Origin of the sequence: Alteromonas sp. ASW11-130 (genome assembly GCF_026183735.1) — a bacterium.
Lineage (GTDB): Bacteria > Pseudomonadota > Gammaproteobacteria > Enterobacterales > Alteromonadaceae > Alteromonas.
On the sequence record NZ_JAPFRE010000045.1, the window covers coordinates 109,561 to 131,737 of the forward strand.

The following is a 22,177-nucleotide window of genomic DNA, read 5'->3' on the forward strand; positions in this document are numbered from 1 at the left end:
TTTTTCTCATTGCGAGCGGTCTTAACGGGGGTTGCTTTTATGCGGGGGCTCGGCGGCGCTTGAACAGCGATACCGATACACCCGTCGTCATTGCAACGCCTATTAAAATTAACCCCCCGCCCATGAGCGTTGGCAGCGAGAGTTTTTCGCTCAAAAATACTAATCCCCACACTATCCCGAATAATGGTACTAAGTAGGCAACCGTTATCGCTTTGGCGGGCCCGATATTCGCAATTAAGCTAAAGTAAAGAATATAGGCGATGCCGGTACCTAATACAGCTAATGCAATTGCATTATTCCATGCCACCACCGACGGCATCGTTTCAGGCATGGTATAAATTGCAAACGGCATTAATAATAGGGACGCAGAAGCCTGGCTGCCCGTGGCAACCGCTAATGGTTTCACCCCCTGTAGATACTTTTTCATCATACTGGCAGCTAAGCCGTAACAAGTCGTCGCGAGTAACGCGGTAATGATTGGAATAATTGTCACGCCCTGCTCACCCATTTTTTGCAGACTAATCATTATCACACCAGCAAACCCGAGCAATAATCCTAACACTGCTTTTTTAGATAGTTTATCGCATAGCCAAAGAAAGGCGATTACGGCGCCAAACATAGGCGCGGTAGCGTTTAAAATTGCATTCACTCCCGCTTCTAAATACAAACTGCTGTAATTGAATAGCACAAACGGAATAGCGGTATTTACTGCGCCTATCAGCGCTATGGCCTTCCAATGAGTGAACATATCCCGCATGCCGCTTCTAAACACTAATACCGCCAACAAAACGATGGTCGCTAGCAAAGTACGCACTTCAACTAATGCAAATACACCAAATTCTGGTACCGCCACGCGCATAAAAATAAAAGATGCTCCCCAGATAGCCCCCAGAAGCAGGAGCGCGGCCAAATCTTTTACCGGCATTATTGCTCCTTCTTTTCCATTTTTAATAAGTACGCTTTGCGCTCTAATCCACCCGCATAACCGGTCAGTGACCCGTTACTGCCTATGATGCGATGACACGGAACGATAATAGCAATCGGATTACGGCCATTCGCCATGCCAACCGCTCTCACCGCTTTCGTATTTTGGATACGGCGAGCAATATCGGCATAACTGGCGGTCTGGCCATAACAAACTTGTTGAAGCGCTTGCCAAACCTGCTGCTGAAAGGGGGTGCCACGTGGACAGAGCGGCAGCGAAAATGCGGTTAATTTATTGGCAAAATAGGCCGACAGTTGTTCACATCCCTGTTGAGTATGGGAGTTAGGTCTCTGCTCAGCTTTCGTTTCACAGAATTTTACTGCTGTAATGCCATCGTTACAGGCCGTCACCTCGAGCACACCAAGGGGGCTCTCGAGAAACTGGTTAAAGTGATTCAGCATTTTTTCATTTCCTGTGTTGCAAGATACCACATGTTAAGTGTCAGATAACTTCGCCAGGGCGACGCGTCATTAACTTTTGTCGAAAGTTTTTTAGCCATATTTCTGGCAATCAAGTCTCCTTCTAGAAAGATATCTGGTGCACCGCATCCTCGGATTAAAAAGTAGTTTAGGGTCCACTCGCCAATGCCTTTCACCGCTAATATTGCTTCATTACTTGGACGGTTTCCTTTCGCTTCACAAAATAGCTCTGAAAACTGCCTCAATGCTATTTTCCGCTGCTGTGGCATACGTAAAAAGGTTAAATCACTCGATGCAATTTGTAAGGGAGTGGGGAACGCTAATCCGTATGGTGACGGTTGAGATAAGTTCGCCACCAGATTGTTTAATTGTTTGGTTGCCGCGTTTAGCGTTACCTGCTGTCCTAAAATTGCTCTACACCCGGCCTCAAACTCGTTAAAAGCGCCGGGAAGACGAAGGCCTTCGCAAACCTGCTTGGCGGTCAAGCCGCTATTCCTTAGTGCATTTTCAATTAGATCGGGATCTGCTTCAACGTCTAATACGCGGCTAATTATTCGAATAACTTTTTGCAGATACGTTAAGTCTTCAAGTTTTATCTCTACATCAAATACAAATCGTTCAGCATTATGTGTTGCCGTAACCTGCCCGTGTCTACCGTTAATCTCAAAAACACGTGTATAAGCATTTTCTGTAATTATTTCTACACCTACAATCGTTCGTTGTGAAAGAAAATTTCGGACCCACTCCCAATTATAAGGGGGGCGATAGGCAAGCTCGAATTTCACTGCTGCCGTGTGCAGTTGACATACTTCCTTCTGCGACTTCTTTCTAATTGCAGAAGGAGTAAGTTGCCAATGTTGTTTTATTAGACTTTGCAGCCGTCTAGTAGAGGAAAAGCCAGCCGCTTCAGCAATCATTTCTATAGGAAGCATAGTATCTTGCAACAGTCGCTTGGCCAACATCAGTTGATTAGAAAGTTGAAATCGCTTGGGACTAACCCCTAAATTTTCAATAAATAGCTTATTTAGATAACGAGAACTAATACCTAGTCTAGCGGCAATGTGCTCTACAGGTTCAATTGGGATTTCGCTTAGCAGGCTTTGTGCGCGTTGAATAGTGGTGTTCACGCCCTGCCAGGCACACGAACCCGGCGCACTGTCAGGTCGACACCGCAGACAGGGACGATAGCCGTGTTCCATAGCCTGAGCAGCTAAATCATAGTATTCGACGTTTTTTTCAGCAGGAAGTCGAGCGGGACAAATTGGACGACAGAAAATACCCGTAGTTTTCACTGCCACAAAAAATTTACCGTCAAAACGTCTATCCCGGCTGGCCCGCGCTATCTGGTAAGTTTGCAAAGTGCTCTCTGTCATGGTCGTTTCGATTCGCTCGTTTTAAACAAGTTACAGTGTAATCTGATTTCATACTTTAAATGCGACGAATTCGGAACTGAATAGTCGCTTTTTAGCAGTGGTGGCCGGACGTTTTCAGCGGCTTAAATAAATCAGCAGTTGATCCTCATATCACAGCCCAGCATAATAGCTCGATTAGAACCCTTACATCGCGCTAAAGAACAATCAATTTTGGGGTGGCATTGCACAGTCATATGCGGTTTATATCGCACTTTTTCATTATATTTTGCATTCTAGCAAGCATCACCACCGTGCATGCGGCAGAGCAGTGGCTGCAAAGTTATGCTAATCATGTAAAGCGTGAAGCACGCAAATATAAAATCCCCGGGTATGCGTTTGTTTATTATCAGCAAGGCGAGACCCCCAAAATATTTGTTCATGGTAAAACCCATGCCAAAGGAAAAGCAGTAGGTAAGGACACGGTGTTTCGATTGGCGTCAGTGTCAAAAACTTTTACCGGCCTACTTATGGCCAAATTGATTGAGCAGGGTGAGTTGAGATGGGATACCAAAATTCATGAACTGGTTCCCCAGCAAAATTTCGCTGGTAAAGGAATGAATGCTCTGGCGCTTGAGCACATTGTCGGACAGTCCAGCGGATTTATGCCCAATGCTTACGATAATTTAATCGAAGCTGACTATTCGTTAGATCGCGTACTGTCTTACTTAGCCAAACTTGAACCTATTTGCTCGCCCGGCGATTGCTATACCTATCAAAATGCGCTCTTCGGCGCGATAGAAAATTATTTAATCAACCACGAAACATCTTATCACCGTCAACTTCAGGAACAATTGTTTCTACCTTTAGGCATGGAAAACGCCAGTGCGGGAAAGGGAGGATTACTGAACTCTGAACAATGGGCGCGGCCGCATATTGCCATTGCTCGTAATCGATGGAGAGAAGGGGAAATCGAAAGTAATTATTACCGTTTCGCCCCCGCGGCAGGTGTTAATGCAAGCATCAGTGATATGACAATTTACCTACAAGCCTTACTCGGTGAATTTCCCACTGTTTTACCGCCTGAAATTATCGAAACGGTTTCCGCCCCGCGCGTGAAAACTAAACGAGAAACGTATCGCAGAGGGTGGCGTGGTGATCTCCAAGACGCCCACTATGGGCTAGGTTGGCGTGTGTATGACTTTAACGGTCACCGCATTATTTACCATGGCGGTTGGGTAAAGGGATATCGCGCCGATGTCGCCTTCGCACCTGATTTTAAATCTGGTTATGTCATGTTAATGAATGCCGAATCAAATTTAATCAATACCACCACGGCTGAATTTTGGAAGCGTTATTTCAAACACAAAGCCAAGGCGGCAAATTAAATTCGCCGCCATGGGTGAGCTATCAGGTTTTAAGATAGGTATATCCACTTAAACAGCTTTCATAAAAATCAGTCCATTTCACCCCTTCCCGAGGATTAATTTTTCCAGAAGAAATCTGCTTATCAATCATGCGCTTAACATCTGATGCCATAGCTCGTGGATTGTATTGCATTATATTAAGTACATCTTCTACCGAAGAGCCTTTCACTACTTCTTCGATATAAAAATCCTGTGGATCATCATCGTAACTGAAAATATGTACTTCATTTAAGCGACCAAACAAATTATGCATATCCCCCATCACATCCTGGTATGCACCAGTTAAGAATAACCCTATATAGTATTCTTCGTCTTTTTTAAGTTTATGCATCGGCATAATATCGGTAATTTCACGCCCGATAGTGAACTGATCAATTTTGCCGTCGCTGTCACAGGTGATATCTACCAAAGAGCAGTTTACCGTAGGCTTTTCGTTCATCCGAGTAAGTGGCACTACGGGTAGAAGCTGATCAATCGCCCAGGTATCGGCGGCCGACTGAAACACGGAAAAGTTACATAAATATTGCGAAGATAAGCTATAAGCTAATTCCTGTAACTCTTCCGGAACATATTCCTGGGTAGCGTAGTAAGCGTGAAGTTTGGCCATAATTTGCCAGTACAGCGTTTCGATTTTACCCAGCTCTTCTAACGTCAATACGCGAAGCTTAAACGCATCTAAGGCTTGCTCTTTCCATTGTGAAGCATCATTAAACACTTCCTGCATATTAGTTTGTTGGTCGAATGACTCAGCCAATTCACGAATATTCTTAACAAAGATGTGCTCCCCTTCCACTTCGTCTGTGACCATTTGTGCGCTATCTGAGCGAATTTCTCCGACAATTTGTGTCACCACGCAGCTGTGATGCGCGGTGATAGCTCTGCCGCTCTCACTCACCAAATTTGGATGAGGGACGCCTTCCATGTCGCACACCTCCTTCATCCCGTACACCACGTCAGCTACATATTCCTGCATATTGTAATTGCGAGAAGACTCATTAGTGGATTTAGTGCCATCATAGTCGATACCTAGTCCGCCCCCGACATCTACATAATCCAGATGGAAGCCCATCTTATGTAACTCGGCGTAAATTCGCGCCCCTTCAGTCATGGCCTCTTTAACGGCACGGATGTCGGTAAGTTGGCTACCAATGTGGAAATGAAGAAGTTTGAGGCAATGGCTCATACCTTGTTCTTCTAGATAGCGTGCGGTATTTATGATCTCAGTAATGGTTAAACCAAACTTGGCCCGCTCACCTCCTGAACTCTCCCATTTCCCCCTTCCCTTTACGGTCATTTTTGCACGTACGCCAATTATCGGTTCGATGCCGAGCTCTTTCGATGTTTTCACCAATAACAGCAACTCAGAATACTTTTCTACCACCACCACCATGCGCCGTCCCAGCTTCCTACCCAATAGCGCAAGACGCATAAACTCTTCATCTTTGTAGCCATTAAGAATAGTAAGTGAGCCTTCATTTGTGTTCATCGCCAGTACGGTAAGCAGCTCTGCTTTAGACCCTGCTTCAAGACCATAATTAAAGGGCTGGCCGGCTTCGACAATTTCTTCTACTACTTCCCGCATCTGATTAACTTTTACAGGATAAACGCCCTGATATTCGCCTTGGTATTCAGCTTCTTTGATGATATCTCTGAACGAAGTATTCAACGCAGCTACCTGAGAACGCAAAATGTCGTGAAAACGAACGACAACAGGGAATTGAACGCCTTCTTCGCAAATTTCATCGATGACAGCTTTGAAATCAATTCTGACTGAGGAATTAGTAGGATCTGGCAACACTTTGATGTTGCCATTTTCACCTATTTGAAAATAACCTCCGCCCCATTGAGAAACGCCATACATTTTTTCAGCTTGCTCAATATTCCAAGTGGACAATGTGAATCACCTATTGTGTGGTAAATGAAAAAATAGGGCGCTGATATGCGCCATTAATATCGCCGATATTATAGTCGTAGGTAGATAGGATGCTATCTTAATTAATAAGTTGAGGGGAAAAAATTTTCAATTTCGCTCCTATCGGTTTTTATCCAGCAACGTACCGCTTCACTCAACTCATCATCGAGTGATTTACTCGCCCAACTCAGGGCTTCTTCGCCACCACCTGATGCTGGCGTTCCCCAGAATACCAAATACATACGCTTTATTTGCGTTCGCGACCACAATTAAAACGTTCCCGATTTTCATCGGGATGACGATGGTGCGGAAGTTGATGAATGGTTGTAGTGCGAACATTATCGAACGCAACAAAAACACCGTCATCGTGATGAACATCACGAACTCCTTCGTCAGCATCGAGTGTGGAAGTTACCCAGCCTACCGCAGACATACGCGCTATTTACGTTTGTGAAAACATCCAAATGATCCCGATTTGCATCGGGATGACGATGGTCCGGAAGTTGATGATGGTGACGAAGTTGACGATGGTGTGGAAGTTGACGATGGTGCGGAAGTTGATGATGGTGACGAAGTTGACGACGGTGCGGAAGTTGACGAATGGTCGTAGTGCGAACATTATCGAACGCAAGAAAAACACCGTCATCGTGATGAACATCACGATCTCCTACGTCAGCATCGAGTGTGGAAGTTACCCCGTAAACCGCAGGCATACACGCTATTTACGTTTGTGAAAACATACAAAACGATCCCGATTTGCATCGGGATGACGATGATTAGGAAGTTGACGATGGTGCGGAAGTAGACGATGGTGAGGAAGTTGACTAACAGTTGGGTGAACGTTGACGAATGGCTATAGTGCGGTAATTTACGTACGATTGTAGTATGGGTCTGACGCCAAATAAAAAAGCACCCGAAGGTGCTTTTTTTAATCTTTCTGAAATGGAAGATGATGGAAGGCAGCGCCCTACATCATGCCGCCCATTCCGCCCATGCCGCCCATGTCAGGCATTGCAGGTGCTTCTTCTTTAGGAATTTCAGCAACCATTGCTTCAGTTGTAATCATCAATGAAGCAATTGATGCTGCAAATTGAAGTGCAGAACGGGTTACTTTTGTTGGATCCAAAATACCCATTTCTAACATGTCGCCGTAAGTGTCGTTACCAGCATTGTAACCAAAGTTGCCCGAACCGTTCTTAATTTCGTTAACAACGACTGAAGACTCGGCACCAGAGTTAATCGCGATCTGACGAAGCGGTGCTTCCATAGCGCGAAGAGCAAGCTTGATACCTACAGTCTGATCTTCGTTATCTCCTTTAAGATCAGCTAGTTTTGCTGCTGCACGTACTAAAGCAACACCACCTCCAGGTACCACACCCTCTTCTACTGCTGCACGAGTAGCGTGTAACGCATCTTCTACGCGATCTTTCTTCTCTTTCATTTCAACTTCTGTTGCTGCACCAACTTTGATGACTGCAACACCGCCTGACAACTTAGCCAAACGCTCCTGAAGTTTTTCTTTGTCGTAGTCTGAAGTTGATTCTTCAATTTGACCGCGAATTTGCGAACAACGACCTTCGATTGCTGCTTGCTCACCTGCACCATCTACAACAGTGGTGTTGTCTTTGTTGATAACAACACGCTTCGCTGTACCCAAATCTTCAAGCTGAGCTTTTTCTAACTCAAGACCGATTTCTTCAGAAATAACAGTACCGCCAGTAAGTGTAGCGATGTCTTGAAGCATCGCTTTACGACGATCACCAAAACCAGGCGCTTTAACCGCAGCGACTTTAACGATGCCGCGCATGTTATTCACTACTAATGTAGCAAGCGCTTCGCCTTCTACGTCTTCAGCAATGATCATAAGAGGCTTGCCCGCTTTCGCTACACCTTCAAGGGTAGGTAGCAATTCACGGATATTAGAGATCTTCTTATCTACCAATAGAATAAACGGGTTGTCTAATTCAACCGTACCGTTTTCTTGGTTGTTGATGAAGTAAGGAGACAGATAACCGCGGTCAAACTGCATACCTTCAACAACGTCAAGCTCGTTTTGAAGCGCCTGACCTTCTTCTACAGTGATAACGCCTTCTTTACCTACTTTTTCCATCGCCTGAGCAATGATTTCGCCTACTTCTGCATCAGAGTTAGCAGAGATAGTTCCTACCTGAGCGATAGATTTGCTATCGGCACACGGCGTCGAAAGGTTTTTAAGTTCTTCAACCGCGGCAATGACTGCTTTATCAATACCACGCTTAAGATCCATTGGGTTCATGCCTGCTGCTACAGACTTTAAGCCTTCGGTAACGATAGATTGTGCCAATACAGTCGCAGTGGTCGTACCGTCACCAGCTTCATCGTTTGATTTAGACGCAACTTCTTTTACCATTTGTGCGCCCATGTTTTCGAATTTGTCTTCTAGCTCAATTTCTTTCGCTACAGACACACCATCTTTGGTGATAGTCGGTGCGCCAAAAGACTTATCTAACACTACGTTACGGCCTTTTGGACCAAGGGTAACTTTAACTGCGTTTGCCAGAGTGTTTACGCCTTTAAGCATTTTTGTGCGGGCGTCATCTCCAAAACGAACTTCTTTAGCTGCCATGTTTATTTTCCTCTAAATTCAGTTAACAGATGATTACTCGACAATCGCCAGGATGTCGCTTTCGCTTACGATCAGCACTTCTTCGCCGTCTAGCTTTTCAGTTTTGACGCCATAACCATCATTAAAAATAACGGTATCGCCAACTTTTACATCCAAAGCTTTCACGTCGCCGTTGTCTAGAATGCGACCATTACCTACAGCGATTACTTCGCCACGGGTCGATTTTTCTGCTGCGGAACCAGTCAACACAATACCACCAGCAGATTTGGTTTCTTGCTCAGCACGTTTGATGATAACGCGGTCATGTAAAGGACGAATTGCCATTTTCAAGTCTCCTGAAAATCCAACTATTTTCTAAGTTTCAAGTGTGCTTTAAATACCCGTCAGGCATAAAGCTTTTACGGTTGTCGGCTTATAGCTAAATCCATAAGCCAACGTAATTTGTTTCTGCGTGGTTAAATGGGGTAATCGCGAAACGATCTCAAGGGGGACAACAAAAAAAATATAAAAAAATTTAATCCAGTCGCTTATTATTGTTGGTATCTGATTTATCCTGATATTCCCCTTCTATAATATCACTGTCCTTGTCTTGAGGGTGTGAAGAGGCTTTATAGTGTTCGTGTGAATGAAAGGATGCGCCAGTTACTACTTGCATAGACAGGTGCTTTTTAAGCTTCTGCGCAAAGAACTTTCGCGAAGGAGGCAGTACTAACAGTAAACCAAACGTATCTGTAATAAAGCCAGGTGTAACCAACAAAACGCCCGCGACAACCAGCATCAACCCTTCTAGCATTTCCTGGCCGGGGATTTGATTAGACTGCATTTTTTGCTGAGCTGTTTTAAGCGTATTCACCCCTTCCCGGCGCACAAAGTATGCGCCCACAAACGCACTAATCAACACCAGAGCAATAGTATTCCAACCACCGATAACATCGCCCACCTGAACTAACACTGCTATTTCGATAATAGGCATTATGGCGAATAATAGAAACAAGTTGCGCAAAGCTATAACCCCAGAAAAATAATATTAACTAATAGAAATGGGGTAGGTTTTTAAAATGACAACCACCTACCCGGAATTAGCGATAATTGAACGATAATGCGAACTTTAGCGGTCTTGCTTATTATCACCCTTGATGATCATTGGACAAAAAAGAATAATTTATCTAATCAGCGCTGAGGGGTAATAAGCATGCTGACACTATTTAAGACGATGTAAGACAGACTAAATCAATTCCTTTTCGTTATTGCCAAGCCTGATTCAGCGTTTTAAAAGGACACATATATCTGAGTTTACACAGTTTCAACGTTAGTTCATTGGTATGTTTTAAACAGAAAACGTGTAGCGCTAAACGTTCGTTCATCGATGCGAACTGGTATATCGTGCTAAGCTAATAACCGCTCTTTCAACTTTTTATAAGGGTCGAATCATGTCCGTCTGTGTTGTGTTTTGCACCGTACCAGAAGAAAATCTAGCGAAAAAACTAGCCACCTCACTTGTAGAAAAAAAACTGGCTGCTTGCGTTAAAGTAATACCTAAAGTGACTACCGTGTACCGCTGGGAAGAAAAAGTCGTCACAGACAGTGAATGTCAGCTAATTATTAAAACGGTTACCGATAATGTCGAAAATGCGTTTGTAGTGGTAAGCGAGCAACATCCCTACGATGTACCAGAGTGGCTAGTTATTCCTGACGCACAGGGCAGCGATGCTTACATCAGCTGGATTCGCGAGCAGACGAATTCGTAAGACGCTAAAGACTAAAGCTCGTTAACTAAATAAATAACAATCACGTTATTAGACGTACAAGATAAAAAGTAGAGATGTAATTAATGAAACTGAAACATGTATTTTTATTTATGTTTGCCCTGTTCATAACCTATTCCTGTTACGCTCAGGTTTCTGCAAATGACCAATTTGGTGACATGTTTTATGATGAGCCTGAATTTCTTCCCGTGGACCAAGCCTTCATGTTTGATTTCATTCAACAGGAGGGCGAACTACAAATTAAGTTTACTATCGCTGAGGGCTACTATTTATATAAACATCAATTTAAAACGGTTACAAAAAATGCCGAATTAGGTGAAGCTCAATTTCCTCCAGCAAAAGAAAAAGAAGATGAGTTTTTTGGCTTAACCGAAGTGTATTATGACCAGGTCACTTTTCGCTACCCAATCAACCATGCTGAACAGGACAGCGTCGTTAAGTTGCGCTTTCAAGGGTGCGCGGAGGCTGGATTATGTTATCCCCCCACTACCAAGGTTATTTACCTTTCTAAAACGGGCGTTACAGATGCAAACGATGATCCTGCAGACACCGGCGCCATGACGCCAACCTTTCAGTCCCACCAATATGATTTGGCAGAAAGACTGACTGAAGACGATTTATTAATAACCTTATTGTTGTTTCTTGCACTAGGAATCGGGCTGGCATTTACTCCCTGCGTTTTCCCCATGTATCCCATTTTGTCGGGCATCATCTTAGGCCAGGGTAAAAACGCTTCGATTGCGCATAGTTTCACTCTGTCTTTCGTCTATGTGCAGGGTATGGCGATTACGTATTCTTTGCTAGGGTTAGCTGTCGCTTCCGCGGGCGTTCAGTTTCAGGCTGCACTTCAGCATCCTGCCATTCTCGCCACATTTATTGTAATTTTTATTCTACTCGCCTTTGCCATGTTTGGTGCATACAATTTGCAACTACCTGCTACGTGGCAGGAAAAGCTTAACAATTTAAGTAACTCCCAATCCCGTGGCAAACTGGGTGGGGTATTTGTGATGGGTGTACTTTCTGGCCTGATTGCCTCCCCCTGCACTACCGCGCCGCTTACAGGTATTCTTTTGTTTATTGCCCAAACTGGCGATATGTTTTTAGGCTTTATATCGTTGTATGTGCTAAGTGTGGGGATGGGTATACCGCTTATTTTATTTGGCATGAGTGGCGGCAAACTGTTACCCAAAGCAGGTAACTGGATGAACGTAGTCAAAATCACGTTCGGGTTTATGATGTTAGCTGTAGCCTTGTTTTTCATCGAGCGGTTATGGAATAACGTTTATACAGAGCTGATGTGGGCTGCACTCGGGCTAGCAACGTTTTCGTACTATCAGGTCACCAACCAGAATACAGCACCAACATTTATGAAAGGCATACGTACAGCGATTATTTTCGTTGGACTGTTTGCTAGTGTATTAATGGGATACCAATCTCTATACAAAGTAAGTTCATTGGCGGTCAATCTCAGCTCAAACACTAGCACTACGAGTTCTGTCGGACATCCTGAGTTTATAGTGGTTAAAAACTTAGAAGACTTTACCCAGAAATTGGCGAAGGCCAACGCTCAGAATAAGTCGGTTATGGTTGATTTGTACGCGGACTGGTGCGTGGCGTGTAAAGAATTTGAAAAATATACGTTCTCAGATGCCCGCGTGCAAAGCGCGCTGGCACACACTGATTGGATGCAGATCGATTTGACTGACAACACACCGACTAATTTGGCATTTCAGGAGCACTTCGACATCCTTGGTTTACCCACCATTTTATTTTTTGACAATAAGGGTAATGAATTAAAGCAATCACGCGTTACTGGTTTTATGCGTGCAGAGCCCTTTGCGAAACATGTAGAAGAAGCTTTATCGCGTTCGGAAACTGATGAGTAACCTGTTATGAAACTGCCTCTAGCCTGCTTAATTTTGTTCATGGGTAGCGTACAAGCCGAGCCTGGATGCTTTGATGATTGGTTTTGCATTACCACGAACGACGGGTCCGTGAATATTCAATTACAGCATGAACTTCCGGCTGTCATCACCGTGACGTCGTCCGCCCTAGAACCCGCAGAAGTCACGCTATCTTTAACGGATACAAAATCCCATAAATTGGGAAACATTAGTTCGCCAACAGAATTTTGGAACACTATGCGCGTTAATTGGACGGCGGGTAAATTAAATGCAAAGCATGATAATAGTGTTGAGTATGGCTACCCACTTGAACAAAATAACCTTAACGTGGTGCAGGGTTTCAATGGCGAATATAGTCACCAGGGTGCATCTCGCTACGCTATTGATTTTGCCGCCCCAATAGGTACGCGAGTATTGGCTGCGCGAGGAGGGAAAGTCATTGATCTCGAGGAATCGTTCGATACTGGCGGTCCATCTAAAAAATACGCGACCTATGCAAATTATGTGGTGATATTGCATGACGATGGTACCACTGGCGAATACTACCACCTGAAACATAATGGGGTGTTGGTTAAGCGGGGAGATATTGTCGAACAGGGCCAAACTATTGCAAAGTCAGGCAATACGGGCTTTTCTTCCCTACCCCACTTACACTTTGGCGTTTATAAAGCGCTACCCCACGGTAAATACCAATCTGTTAAATTTAGATTTAAGCAATCACACTCAAAGCTCAATTTTCGGCGATAATGGCTGATTAGACCAGTATTTTGCTGCTAAATCTTCATTTCTGTCTATAATCGATCGTCAATTTAAAAAGTTTTTGTTCAATTGCTTTTTTTTCGTGCAACTTGCGAAAAAATTTGTTGGAATGGGAAATACTCCCCGATTTACCGGAAGATAGCTGCATTTTAATGAATATTCTGCTTATTAATGGTCCTAATCTAAATATGTTAGGTCGCCGGGAACCGGAGAAATACGGTTCTCAAACCCTTGCTCAAATAGTGAAGGGTATTGAAGCTCACGCGCATAGCCATAATGTGTCCGTTGAGCATTTCCAGTCCAATGCAGAACACGAATTGATTGATTGCATACAGCAATCTTATGGAAAAGCAGACGCTATTATCATCAACCCGGGCGCATTCACCCACACCAGTATAGCGATGAGGGATGCACTACTCAGTGTAGCTATTCCCTTTTACGAAGTGCACTTGTCAAACATACATGCACGCGAAAACTTTAGACATAATTCGTATTTTTCAGACATCGCCGCTGGAGTTTTAGTAGGGATGGGTAGTATAGGCTATCAACTTGCATTAACTGCAGCTGTTACACAATTTAAATCGAACTAACTGACAGAGACAGAACATGGATATTAGAAAGATTAAAAAACTGATTGAACTGGTCGAAGAATCAGGCATTGCTGAGTTGGAAATTACCGAAGGTGAAGAATCAGTACGCATCCATCGTGGCCCGACTGGTCAGCCGATGATGCCGCCTCCTCAATATAACTATGCAGCAGCAGCGCCGCCGCCACAAGCATCATCAGCTCCACTTCCCGTGTCAGAAGCGAGTGCACCTGTGGCGCCGTCAGGCCATGTGGTTAAATCACCCATGGTAGGGACGTTTTATCGCTCTTCCTCACCTACCGCCAAACCGTTTGTTGAGGTGGGTCAGTCAGTGAATGTTGGCGATACGCTATGTATCGTTGAAGCTATGAAAATGATGAATCAAATTGAAGCTGATAAAGCAGGTGTTATCAAAGAAATTCTGGTAGAGAACCAAGACCCAGTAGAATTTGATCAACCAATGTTCGTTATCGAATAAGCGGGTTTATCATTATGTTAGATAAAGTGCTCATAGCAAATCGTGGTGAAATTGCACTGCGTATATTGCGAGCCTGTAAGGAGCTTGGCATCAAAACCGTTGCCGTACACTCCACCGCAGATCGCAATCTAAAACACGTTCTGTTAGCTGATGAATCTATTTGTATCGGGGGCAATTCAGCAACCGATAGTTATCTGAATATTCCTCGCATAATCGCAGCAGCAGAAGTCACTAATTCAATTGCTATCCACCCGGGTTACGGCTTTTTAGCAGAAAACGCTGATTTCGCTGAGGCAGTGGAAAAAAGTGGTTTTATTTTTATTGGCCCTACAGCAGATACGATCGATTTGATGGGTGACAAAGTATCCGCGATTAACTCAATGAAAAAGGCCGGGGTGCCGTGCGTTCCTGGCTCCGACGGCCCGCTCAATGATGACGAAGAACGCAACAAAAGTATCGCCAAACGAATCGGCTATCCGATTATCGTAAAAGCCGCCGGTGGTGGCGGGGGCCGTGGAATGCGAGTGGTCCGAAGCGAGAGCGAACTTGTTCGAGCAATCGAAACGACCAAAGCAGAAGCAGCGGCGGCGTTCGGTAACGCTACTGTCTATATGGAAAAATTCCTTGAGAATCCGCGCCACGTTGAGATTCAGGTATTAGCTGATGGTCAGGGTAACGCTATTCATTTAGGTGAACGTGATTGTTCAATGCAACGCCGCCATCAAAAAGTAGTAGAAGAAGCGCCTGCTCCAGGTGTGTCTGAACAAATGCGTAGTAAAATTGGTGATCGTTGCCGCCGCGCCTGTATCGAAATTGGGTATCGGGGAGCGGGTACTTTTGAATTCTTGTATGAAAATGGCGAATTTTACTTCATCGAAATGAATACTCGTATTCAGGTTGAACACCCCGTTACTGAAATGATCACTGGCGTCGACTTAATTAAAGAGCAGCTTCGCATTGCTGCAGGTCAGCCATTGTCAATTGATCAATCGCAAATTCAAATACGCGGACACGCAGTTGAGTGCCGTATCAATGCAGAAGATCCAGATAACTTCGTGCCTAGTCCTGGAAAAATTGATATGTTTCACTCCCCTGGAGGCTTAGGGGTACGCTGGGATTCTCATATCTACGCTGGTTATTCAGTGCCGCCTTATTATGATTCAATGATTGGCAAACTTATCACTTATGGTGAGAGTCGGGATGAAGCCATTGCCCGTATGCGTCATGCGTTGGATGAATTAGTGATAGAAGGCATAAAGACGAACATTCCACTGCAACGAAAAATTATGGCCGATGAAAACTTTTTCGCAGGTGGTACTAATATCCACTATCTGGAAAAAAAGTTAGGTATGTCAAAATAAACTATTTAGCCCGGGATTCCGGGCTTTTTATTAGAGGATAACATTTAGCTTCTGCCTTCCACCCTTTCGCATGGTCGCTTTTCCCGTTTATGCCGTACATAAAAAAGGCTCGTCGGGGAGACGAGCCAAAATTGCAAGAACGCGTACGCACCTTCAACAGTGCATAAATGTATACGCCTGTTGATAACAGCAGTTCTCTTCAATAAATTAAATTTATGTAATTTATAATTAAAACGGGGTCGTATTATGGGATCTTTCACCCGACGGCAGTTTTTAGCGTCGTTAGCAGCGGGAATCGCGTTAGCCAGGTCGCGTGGAATATTGGCCAATACCCCCACGACCACACGAAAACTAGGTGTTGCGCTGCTTGGACTTGGAAGTTATAGCACGAGACTGCTAGCGCCAGCCCTGCAAGACACACAGCATTGCGAGTTACGCGGCATCGTCACTGGAAGTCCGGAAAAAATTTCTAGCTGGCAAAGACAATATAATATCCCAGATAAGAACGTATATTCTTACGACAATTTACCGGAAATTGCTAATAATCCTGATATAGATATTGTGTATATAGTTACGCCAACTGGTTTACATAGAAAATATTCAGAGATGGCAGCGTCGGCTGGAAAGCATGTGTGGTGTGAAAAGCCCATGGCAATGGATGAAGCAGAATGCCAAAGCATCATTGATGTCTGTAATAAGAATGACGTCAAGTTGGCGATTGGTTATCGTATGCAGCATGAGCCTAACACCCGTCAACTCGCGTTATTACAAGACACCATGCCTTTTGGTCGATTTAAACATATTGAAAGTTTTGCTGGCTACGCAGGCAAGGGGCGCCCCCCCCATAATTGGCGCATGCAAAAAGAAATGGGAGGGGGAGCGCTTTATGATATGGGTGTTTACCCTCTTAATGGCGCGCGATTTATCACTGGTATGGAACCGGTTGCAGTTACAGGCCATCATGAAAAATCACACCCCAATATTTTTACTGAAGTCGATGAAACCACTTATTTTAATTTGGAATTCAAGAATGGGCTGGTGGCAAAATGCGGTACCAGTGTGGTGAAATCGTTTAATCGATTAGATGTGCAGTGTGAAAAGGGACACTACTCGTTAAGACCCATGCAGGCGTATTCCGGCGTTACGGCAAAACTGAGTGACGGCACCGTGCTTCCCCCCATATCCAGTATGCAGCAGACGCTGCAAATGGATAACGATGCATTAGCAATACTAAACAAGGGGCCGGCTTTAGTGCCTGGAGAAGAGGGGCTGAGAGATATTCTAATAATCCAAGCTATCTTTAAAGCAGCTAAAAATGGCCAATCAGTACTGATCTAATGGCCTTTTCAAGTGGGTAACATTGGCTAAACGGAGTAAAAAAACTCACTAAAATGTCCGAACACGTTAAAATGGTTATTGAGCGGCTACCCTTTTACAAGCTGCCTTTCGCTATACATCTTGCACTTGCGATGATTTTCATGCCGGAAAGTGAACGCCGGACGCTGTCTACGCGCCTCTCCTACTATACTGGACAAACACCGCTTTTGGATATACAAAAGGAACTTGATCCCACCATAAAAACTTATCTAACAGATTATGCATTGACCAACCTCAGCGTCCCTGCGGATGAAATGATTGAAAGCATATTTACGCGTGTGGACATGTTATTGGAAGGCAATAGGTATTATGCTGTGATAATGGAAAGTGTTGTACGAAATGATGCCGATTTAGCGTCCATTAATTTATTACCGGCTGACTGGAAACGCCGATTAATGGCGTACCTGTTGCCCGCGTTTACAATGGATAAACACAAGCCGGACTCGGCAAAGTCTACAAAGGTCGGTTCATAGCGCAGAATGCTATACTAGAGCGTGTTGATGTGTGACAAGCTAACATAAAGAAGAATATATATTTCATTAAGGCGCGATAACTGAGCTCCTATTATGACAGATTGATATTACCTCTTTTCTGCAACACGATTTTCAGTAGTTCGGCGGCAGCTTTGGCGTCAGATAGTGCCCTATGATGGCGGTCCATTTTTATATCAAATGTCTGTGTGAGGGCCGCTAATGAATAGGAGCGAAGGCCCGGGTTGACTTTTCTCATCTCTCTGACCGTACAAAGTTTGGCACGTCTGAAGGGTAGCTCTAACCGTGCAAACTCTTGCCGTATGAACCCATAATCGAAATTTACGTTATGCGCAACAAATACACAATCCTGGGTAAACTCATCAATTTCGTGAGCAATTTCGGCAAAAAGGGGCGCTTCAGCCACCATTTCGTTAGTAATACCTGTTAACTCAGTAATGGAAAAAGGAATTCGCCGCTGGGGATTGAGTAAGCTTTGCCAACGGTCGACTTCTTCCCCACCAATCAATTTAATCATGCCAATTTCGGTTATTCGGTGATGTTCTGCTTTCCCGCCGGTTGTTTCAATATCTACGACCACATAGGGTTGGGCTGGGTCAAAATACCATTCCACAGCACTTATTTGAACGGTAAATCCGGCCTGCTGTAGACGCTGGATGGAAATAAGCTGATTGCGTCTTAACTGATCGCCAGGTGCTTTAATTTCTTCAAAACGTATCACGTCATGTTCGATGACCATTATGTCGGGAAAACCATCTTGCAAACTGTGGAAATCCCGACACATCATGCGTAGAAAATCGAATAGATGCGATAGTTCACAGTGTTCTAGTAGCGCATTGATAGGCTCTAACAGTTTATGAGACCAAATAAACAAAGCATTCGGCTGTCCGTAGCGACTGCCGGCAATGTTAAGAAGGTGTTTCTTTAACTCAGTCAAGGAATTAACCTGCGCTAACGTCGCTTCGATATGCGTATGGTAACGCTGATAAAAGGTATTTTCTTTTAAGCAAACAGGTCTACGGTCAAATTCATTCACAAACTCGTCTTGTTCAAATAAAATCTGCCAAAAAATCAATCCAAACAAGCTTCGCCACAATTGGTTTTCCGTTCTGTAAGCGGTTATCCCTTGTCGTCGGTACAACGCCATAACTCCCGATTCGACACTTGCATTTTGACTGATATCCAGCTTTAGCGTGCGTGACGCAGCGCGTAACATATCGGTTAACGCGCTCGTGCGCTTTTTCATGTACTTGCGGGCCAAAAAATCTTCAGCAAAATTTAATAAGGTATCCGAAGGGGGCGAATCAATGATATTTTCTAATTCAGCTTTTACTTTTTCTTTTTGACCATGTTTATACGCTTCACGTATCCATTTTTCTTTGGCCTTATCTCCCGGGGTATTGGCGAGAAGCCGCAGACCAGTGTCATAATCTACACTTAATAATTGCATTGAAAGCGCATATTGATACTTTTCTTGCCATTGTACAGCTAAGAGAGACTGCGCTTCAGAGGGAGCAGAGAAGGACGCTGTGTTTAGCTGGTGTTGATGCCAAAATGGCATCTGTTCAAGTTGCATAGCATAGAAAAACGCTGCCTGCGCATCGTCTTTGTTGCTAAAACGCAGCTGTTCAAAGGCGTTATCACTACGTGTGCGCATTACCCCTAAATCGCGCAATGAAAATTGGTTCAAACGGCCATTTGTATGGCCAAAATACACGAACAATAAATACCTGAAAGAATGGTCAAAAGCGCGCACTAAAAAGCTTTCCTGAGAAAACGTCTCGGGCCAACCTTTTAACGCTACTTGCTCCATAAGAAGCTGGCTAAGCTGGCTTTTCTTCAGTGACGCACTGACAGGTTCAGTTGTCAGTTGCCTAACCAATGAAATTAACTCATTTTTCACCATTACTGCGGCCACGTCCTGCGCTTTCGCCACGGAAAGGTCGCAAAACCATTGTTGCTCAACTAACTCATCTATTCTTAGTTGCGGATCTGCGATTTCTTCATAGTTAAAATGATAACGATTTATCACGGCGTATTTCCGATTGGCCGCTCGCGCAATAATGCATTGTTGATTGTGGCTTAAGGCTCTAAATTCCGCTATAAACGCCAGCGTAGTTTCGTCCAATAACGCGCTGTTCACCCCATCGAAGAAGCTGAGAAATTCATGAAAATGGGTTAAATAATAAAAGGTAGGTAGCGTCTTTCTCATAGCGTCACAGAAGGCAATGCGTTCATGTATATTTATACAGCATTCTACGGTATATTTAATCCTACTGCTACATTTATGCGCTATATATCAACTAATTTGCAAAAACAAGCCTAGTGTCTACACTTATTTTTCCATCACGATCTACGTACACTCTAACTCACATAGGTGCCCTTATGAAATGTAGGCTATTGTTTACTTTGCTATTTATCACCCTACCTATTACCGCTTTTGCGGAGACGGAAGCATTCCGAGGCAGTATTCTTCATTTTAAAGCTAACCCTGCGTTACATGAAAACGAAGCAGAAAGTTACGAATACTTTGAGGACGGCATTCTTGTTGTCAAAGATGGTAAAGTCGATGCTGTTGGCAAGGCCTCAGATTTGTTAAAAAAATATGACGGTGTCGAGGTGAAGGATATGTCTGGCAAATTAATCATGCCAGGATTTGTCGATACCCATATCCATTATCCGCAAACCGAAATGATTGCGGCGTTCGGCGAGCAGTTGTTAGATTGGTTGAAAAAGTACACCTTTCCCACCGAGAAACAATTTAAAGATAAAAAGTATGCCGCGGAGGTGTCAGAAGTCTTCCTGCACGAGCTTCTTAGCAATGGCACCACCTCAGCACTCATATTCGGCACGGTACATCCAGAGTCTGTAGATGTATTATTTGAACAAGCACAAGAAAAAAATATGCGTATAATTGCGGGTAAGGTGATGATGGATAGGAACGCACCTGACTACCTGCAAGATACGCCAGAGTCGAGCTACAAAGAAACAAAGCAGTTGATCGAAAAGTGGCATAACAAACATCGTCTACATTATGCGATTACCCCGCGTTTTGCACCTACCTCGACTCCGGCGCAATTAGAACAAGCTAAGAAGCTTAAAAAAGAGTATCCGGACACTTGGATTCACACTCACCTTTCTGAAAATAAAGGTGAAATTGCGTGGGTAAAAGACTTATTTCCGGAGCGTAAAGGCTATACCGACGTGTATGACCACTATAACTTAACCAGTTCACGGTCAATCTTTGCCCATAGTATTCACCTAGACGATGAAGAAATGAAAACGCTTGCTGATACTAAATCATCAATTGCTTTTTGCCCTACTTCGAACCTGTTTCTCGGCAGTGGGTTATTTAAATTGAAAGAAGCGCGTGATGCCGGCGTGCGTGTGGGGCTTGGAACAGACGTGGGCGCGGGTACAAGCTTCTCTATGCTGGAAACCCTTAATGAAGCCTACAAAGTTATCCAGTTACAAAGTCAAAAGTTATCTGCGTTTGAAGGCTACTACCTCGCCACGCTAGGAGGCGCAGAAGCATTAAGTCTCGACGATAAGATTGGTAATTTTGAAAAGAACAAAGAAGCTGATTTTGTGGTCATGGATTGGGCCGGCACCCCTTTTCAACAGTATAGAATGTCAAAGACTTCATCATTACATGAAAAGCTGTTTGTAATGATGATGCTTGGCGATCAGCGAAATATACACGCGACTTATGTGATGGGAGAAGAAGTGTATAATCGGGAGATGTCACATCCTGCACTGGACTTAATCGACGACTCCCATTAACAAAGTGAAACTAAAGCGTTATAAAATAACGCTGCAGATAGCGATAGTGGTTTACCAGACGTCCGCGCTGTCTGCAGCACCTTGGCTCCGCTTAACTTGGTGAATCACAATGAAAATAAAATTATTCCTCGTGTCAGCAATCATTTCATTAGTATCTATCTCACATTCACACGCTGCGATCTGGAGTACAACCGAAATACATTATCAACATGGCACATTGGATGTCCCTATTTTTTCGCAAACCATTGCCGCTAGTGCGAGCACCGATACATATACCCTTCAGCATGCCAGCGGGTGGGAATATGGCGATAACTTTTTTTTCATGGACTATATTAACGATGATGTAGAAGATGGGTTTAATGATCAAGATTTTTACGCCGAATTATACCTGAATTTTAGTCTTTCAAAGATCACCGGTAACAAGGTGGCTTTTGGTCCCGTAAAAGATGTGGGGATCATGATGGCGGGCAACTTTGCTGGCGATGCTAAGGTGAAAAAGTACCTCCCTGGTATTCGCTTAGCTCTCGCACCTCCTGGTTTTACTTTCTTCAATATTGACATCATGGCGTACATAGATGATAGCGATGGGGTTGCTAGAGGTGGTGCTCCTACCGAAGATAACAGTTTTTTAGTCGATTTTAACTGGGATTATCCCTTTACCATCGGCAACCAGTTTTTCAACTTCACGGGTCACCTGGAATATGCCGGCAGCCGCGATAACGAATTTGGCGGAAAGGTCAGTCATTGGATACTGGCGCAACCTCAATTACGCTGGGATGTTGGACAGGCGCTATTCAATAAAAAAAACGTGCTTTTTACGGGGATCGAATATCAACACTGGCAAAACAAACTAGGCGATGATTCTACCGATGAGAAAGCAGTGCAATTTTTATTGGTATGGCGGTTTTGAAGTCTTGTAGTTGGTAGTCTTAGGGTAATACCAACTCACATTAGTTTATACCTTAAAGCCAAAG

At 44.0% G+C, this 22,177-nt stretch carries 22 protein-coding genes; 12 read left to right on the plus strand and 10 right to left on the minus strand.

What is annotated here, in order from left to right; all coding sequences use genetic code 11:
• Nucleotides 1-37 precede the first annotated feature (37 nt).
• From OPS28_RS15635 to OPS28_RS15645, 3 genes are read right to left on the minus strand one after another with little or no spacing between them, the layout of a single operon-like run.
• Nucleotides 38-925 carry a DMT family transporter gene (locus tag OPS28_RS15635; RefSeq protein ID WP_265610397.1) on the minus strand — a complete coding sequence of 296 codons (888 nt, stop codon included), beginning with the start codon at nt 923-925 and terminating at the stop codon, nt 38-40.
• Nucleotides 925-1,386, minus strand: coding sequence for a methylated-DNA--[protein]-cysteine S-methyltransferase (locus tag OPS28_RS15640; RefSeq protein WP_269468722.1), 462 nt, complete (start codon nt 1,384-1,386; stop codon nt 925-927). The genes OPS28_RS15635 and OPS28_RS15640 overlap by 1 nt, the downstream gene beginning before the upstream one ends.
• Entirely contained in the window at nt 1,380-2,777 is a 1,398-nt protein-coding gene (locus OPS28_RS15645) for a DNA-3-methyladenine glycosylase 2 family protein (RefSeq protein ID WP_265610398.1), read from the minus strand. Before OPS28_RS15645 ends, OPS28_RS15640 begins: the two co-directional genes overlap by 7 nt.
• 233 nt (nt 2,778-3,010) lie before the next feature.
• On the opposite strand from OPS28_RS15645, the gene OPS28_RS15650 reads away from it, so the two are divergent.
• Nucleotides 3,011-4,141 (plus strand): serine hydrolase domain-containing protein, encoded by a 1,131-nt coding sequence (locus tag OPS28_RS15650; protein ID WP_265610399.1) that lies wholly within the window; start codon nt 3,011-3,013, stop codon nt 4,139-4,141.
• A 22-nt stretch (nt 4,142-4,163) separates the two neighbouring features.
• Here the strand turns inward: OPS28_RS15650 and speA are convergent, their stop codons facing one another.
• The 3 genes from speA to OPS28_RS15665 all read right to left on the minus strand — a co-directional run bounded on the left by speA (nt 4,164) and on the right by OPS28_RS15665 (nt 6,525).
• Nucleotides 4,164-6,074, minus strand: a complete 1,911-nt coding sequence (gene speA / locus OPS28_RS15655; RefSeq protein WP_265610400.1) for a biosynthetic arginine decarboxylase — start codon at nt 6,072-6,074, stop codon at nt 4,164-4,166.
• Nucleotides 6,075-6,175: 101 nt separating this feature from the next.
• On the minus strand, nt 6,176-6,334 hold the full coding sequence (locus tag OPS28_RS15660; RefSeq protein ID WP_265610401.1) for a hypothetical protein: 159 nt from the start codon (nt 6,332-6,334) through the stop codon (nt 6,176-6,178).
• Between the two features lie 5 nt (nt 6,335-6,339).
• The gene (locus OPS28_RS15665) at nt 6,340-6,525 is read right to left on the minus strand and encodes a hypothetical protein (protein WP_265610402.1); all 186 of its coding nucleotides are present in this window, start codon (nt 6,523-6,525) and stop codon (nt 6,340-6,342) included.
• Nucleotides 6,526-6,567: 42 nt separating this feature from the next.
• Between OPS28_RS15665 and OPS28_RS15670 the strand changes: the two genes are divergently transcribed.
• Nucleotides 6,568-6,702, plus strand: a complete 135-nt coding sequence (locus tag OPS28_RS15670) for a hypothetical protein (RefSeq protein ID WP_265610403.1) — start codon at nt 6,568-6,570, stop codon at nt 6,700-6,702.
• 357 nt (nt 6,703-7,059) lie between these two features.
• Here the strand turns inward: OPS28_RS15670 and groL are convergent, their stop codons facing one another.
• The 3 genes from groL to OPS28_RS15685 all read right to left on the minus strand — a co-directional run bounded on the left by groL (nt 7,060) and on the right by OPS28_RS15685 (nt 9,700).
• Nucleotides 7,060-8,697, minus strand: coding sequence for a chaperonin GroEL (groL, locus tag OPS28_RS15675; protein ID WP_265610404.1), 1,638 nt, complete (start codon nt 8,695-8,697; stop codon nt 7,060-7,062).
• A gap of 33 nt (nt 8,698-8,730) precedes the next feature.
• The gene (locus OPS28_RS15680; protein ID WP_265610405.1) at nt 8,731-9,021 is read right to left on the minus strand and encodes a co-chaperone GroES; all 291 of its coding nucleotides are present in this window, start codon (nt 9,019-9,021) and stop codon (nt 8,731-8,733) included.
• Nucleotides 9,022-9,211: 190 nt separating this feature from the next.
• A complete protein-coding gene (locus OPS28_RS15685) occupies nt 9,212-9,700 on the minus strand; it encodes an FxsA family protein (RefSeq protein ID WP_265610406.1) in 489 nt (162 codons plus the stop codon).
• 427 nt (nt 9,701-10,127) lie between these two features.
• Here OPS28_RS15685 and cutA point away from each other — a divergent pair, with 427 nt between their 5' ends.
• From cutA to OPS28_RS15725, 8 genes are all read left to right on the plus strand, one after another.
• Nucleotides 10,128-10,445 carry a divalent-cation tolerance protein CutA gene (gene cutA / locus OPS28_RS15690; protein ID WP_265610407.1) on the plus strand — a complete coding sequence of 106 codons (318 nt, stop codon included), beginning with the start codon at nt 10,128-10,130 and terminating at the stop codon, nt 10,443-10,445.
• Nucleotides 10,446-10,534: 89 nt separating this feature from the next.
• Nucleotides 10,535-12,349, plus strand: a complete 1,815-nt coding sequence (locus OPS28_RS15695; RefSeq protein ID WP_442864014.1) for a protein-disulfide reductase DsbD — start codon at nt 10,535-10,537, stop codon at nt 12,347-12,349.
• A 6-nt stretch (nt 12,350-12,355) separates the two neighbouring features.
• Nucleotides 12,356-13,114, plus strand: coding sequence for a M23 family metallopeptidase (locus OPS28_RS15700; protein WP_265610409.1), 759 nt, complete (start codon nt 12,356-12,358; stop codon nt 13,112-13,114).
• A gap of 164 nt (nt 13,115-13,278) precedes the next feature.
• On the plus strand, nt 13,279-13,716 hold the full coding sequence (gene aroQ, locus OPS28_RS15705; RefSeq protein WP_265610410.1) for a type II 3-dehydroquinate dehydratase: 438 nt from the start codon (nt 13,279-13,281) through the stop codon (nt 13,714-13,716).
• A gap of 16 nt (nt 13,717-13,732) precedes the next feature.
• Nucleotides 13,733-14,191 carry an acetyl-CoA carboxylase biotin carboxyl carrier protein gene (accB, locus tag OPS28_RS15710; protein WP_265610411.1) on the plus strand — a complete coding sequence of 153 codons (459 nt, stop codon included), beginning with the start codon at nt 13,733-13,735 and terminating at the stop codon, nt 14,189-14,191.
• 14 nt (nt 14,192-14,205) lie between these two features.
• Entirely contained in the window at nt 14,206-15,552 is a 1,347-nt protein-coding gene (accC, locus tag OPS28_RS15715) for an acetyl-CoA carboxylase biotin carboxylase subunit (RefSeq protein ID WP_265610412.1), read from the plus strand.
• Nucleotides 15,553-15,798: 246 nt separating this feature from the next.
• Nucleotides 15,799-16,890 (plus strand): Gfo/Idh/MocA family protein, encoded by a 1,092-nt coding sequence (locus OPS28_RS15720; protein ID WP_265610413.1) that lies wholly within the window; start codon nt 15,799-15,801, stop codon nt 16,888-16,890.
• Nucleotides 16,891-16,943: 53 nt separating this feature from the next.
• A complete protein-coding gene (locus OPS28_RS15725) occupies nt 16,944-17,402 on the plus strand; it encodes a hypothetical protein (protein WP_265610414.1) in 459 nt (152 codons plus the stop codon).
• 91 nt (nt 17,403-17,493) lie between these two features.
• Here the strand turns inward: OPS28_RS15725 and OPS28_RS15730 are convergent, their stop codons facing one another.
• Nucleotides 17,494-19,632, minus strand: a complete 2,139-nt coding sequence (locus tag OPS28_RS15730; protein ID WP_265610415.1) for an exonuclease domain-containing protein — start codon at nt 19,630-19,632, stop codon at nt 17,494-17,496.
• Between the two features lie 173 nt (nt 19,633-19,805).
• Between OPS28_RS15730 and guaD the strand changes: the two genes are divergently transcribed.
• Together guaD and OPS28_RS15740 are read left to right on the plus strand one after the other, a co-directional pair.
• Nucleotides 19,806-21,203 carry a guanine deaminase gene (gene guaD / locus OPS28_RS15735; protein WP_265610416.1) on the plus strand — a complete coding sequence of 466 codons (1,398 nt, stop codon included), beginning with the start codon at nt 19,806-19,808 and terminating at the stop codon, nt 21,201-21,203.
• Between the two features lie 109 nt (nt 21,204-21,312).
• Nucleotides 21,313-22,113 carry a nucleoside-binding protein gene (locus OPS28_RS15740; RefSeq protein WP_265610417.1) on the plus strand — a complete coding sequence of 267 codons (801 nt, stop codon included), beginning with the start codon at nt 21,313-21,315 and terminating at the stop codon, nt 22,111-22,113.
• The last annotated feature ends 64 nt before the right edge of the window (nt 22,114-22,177 follow it).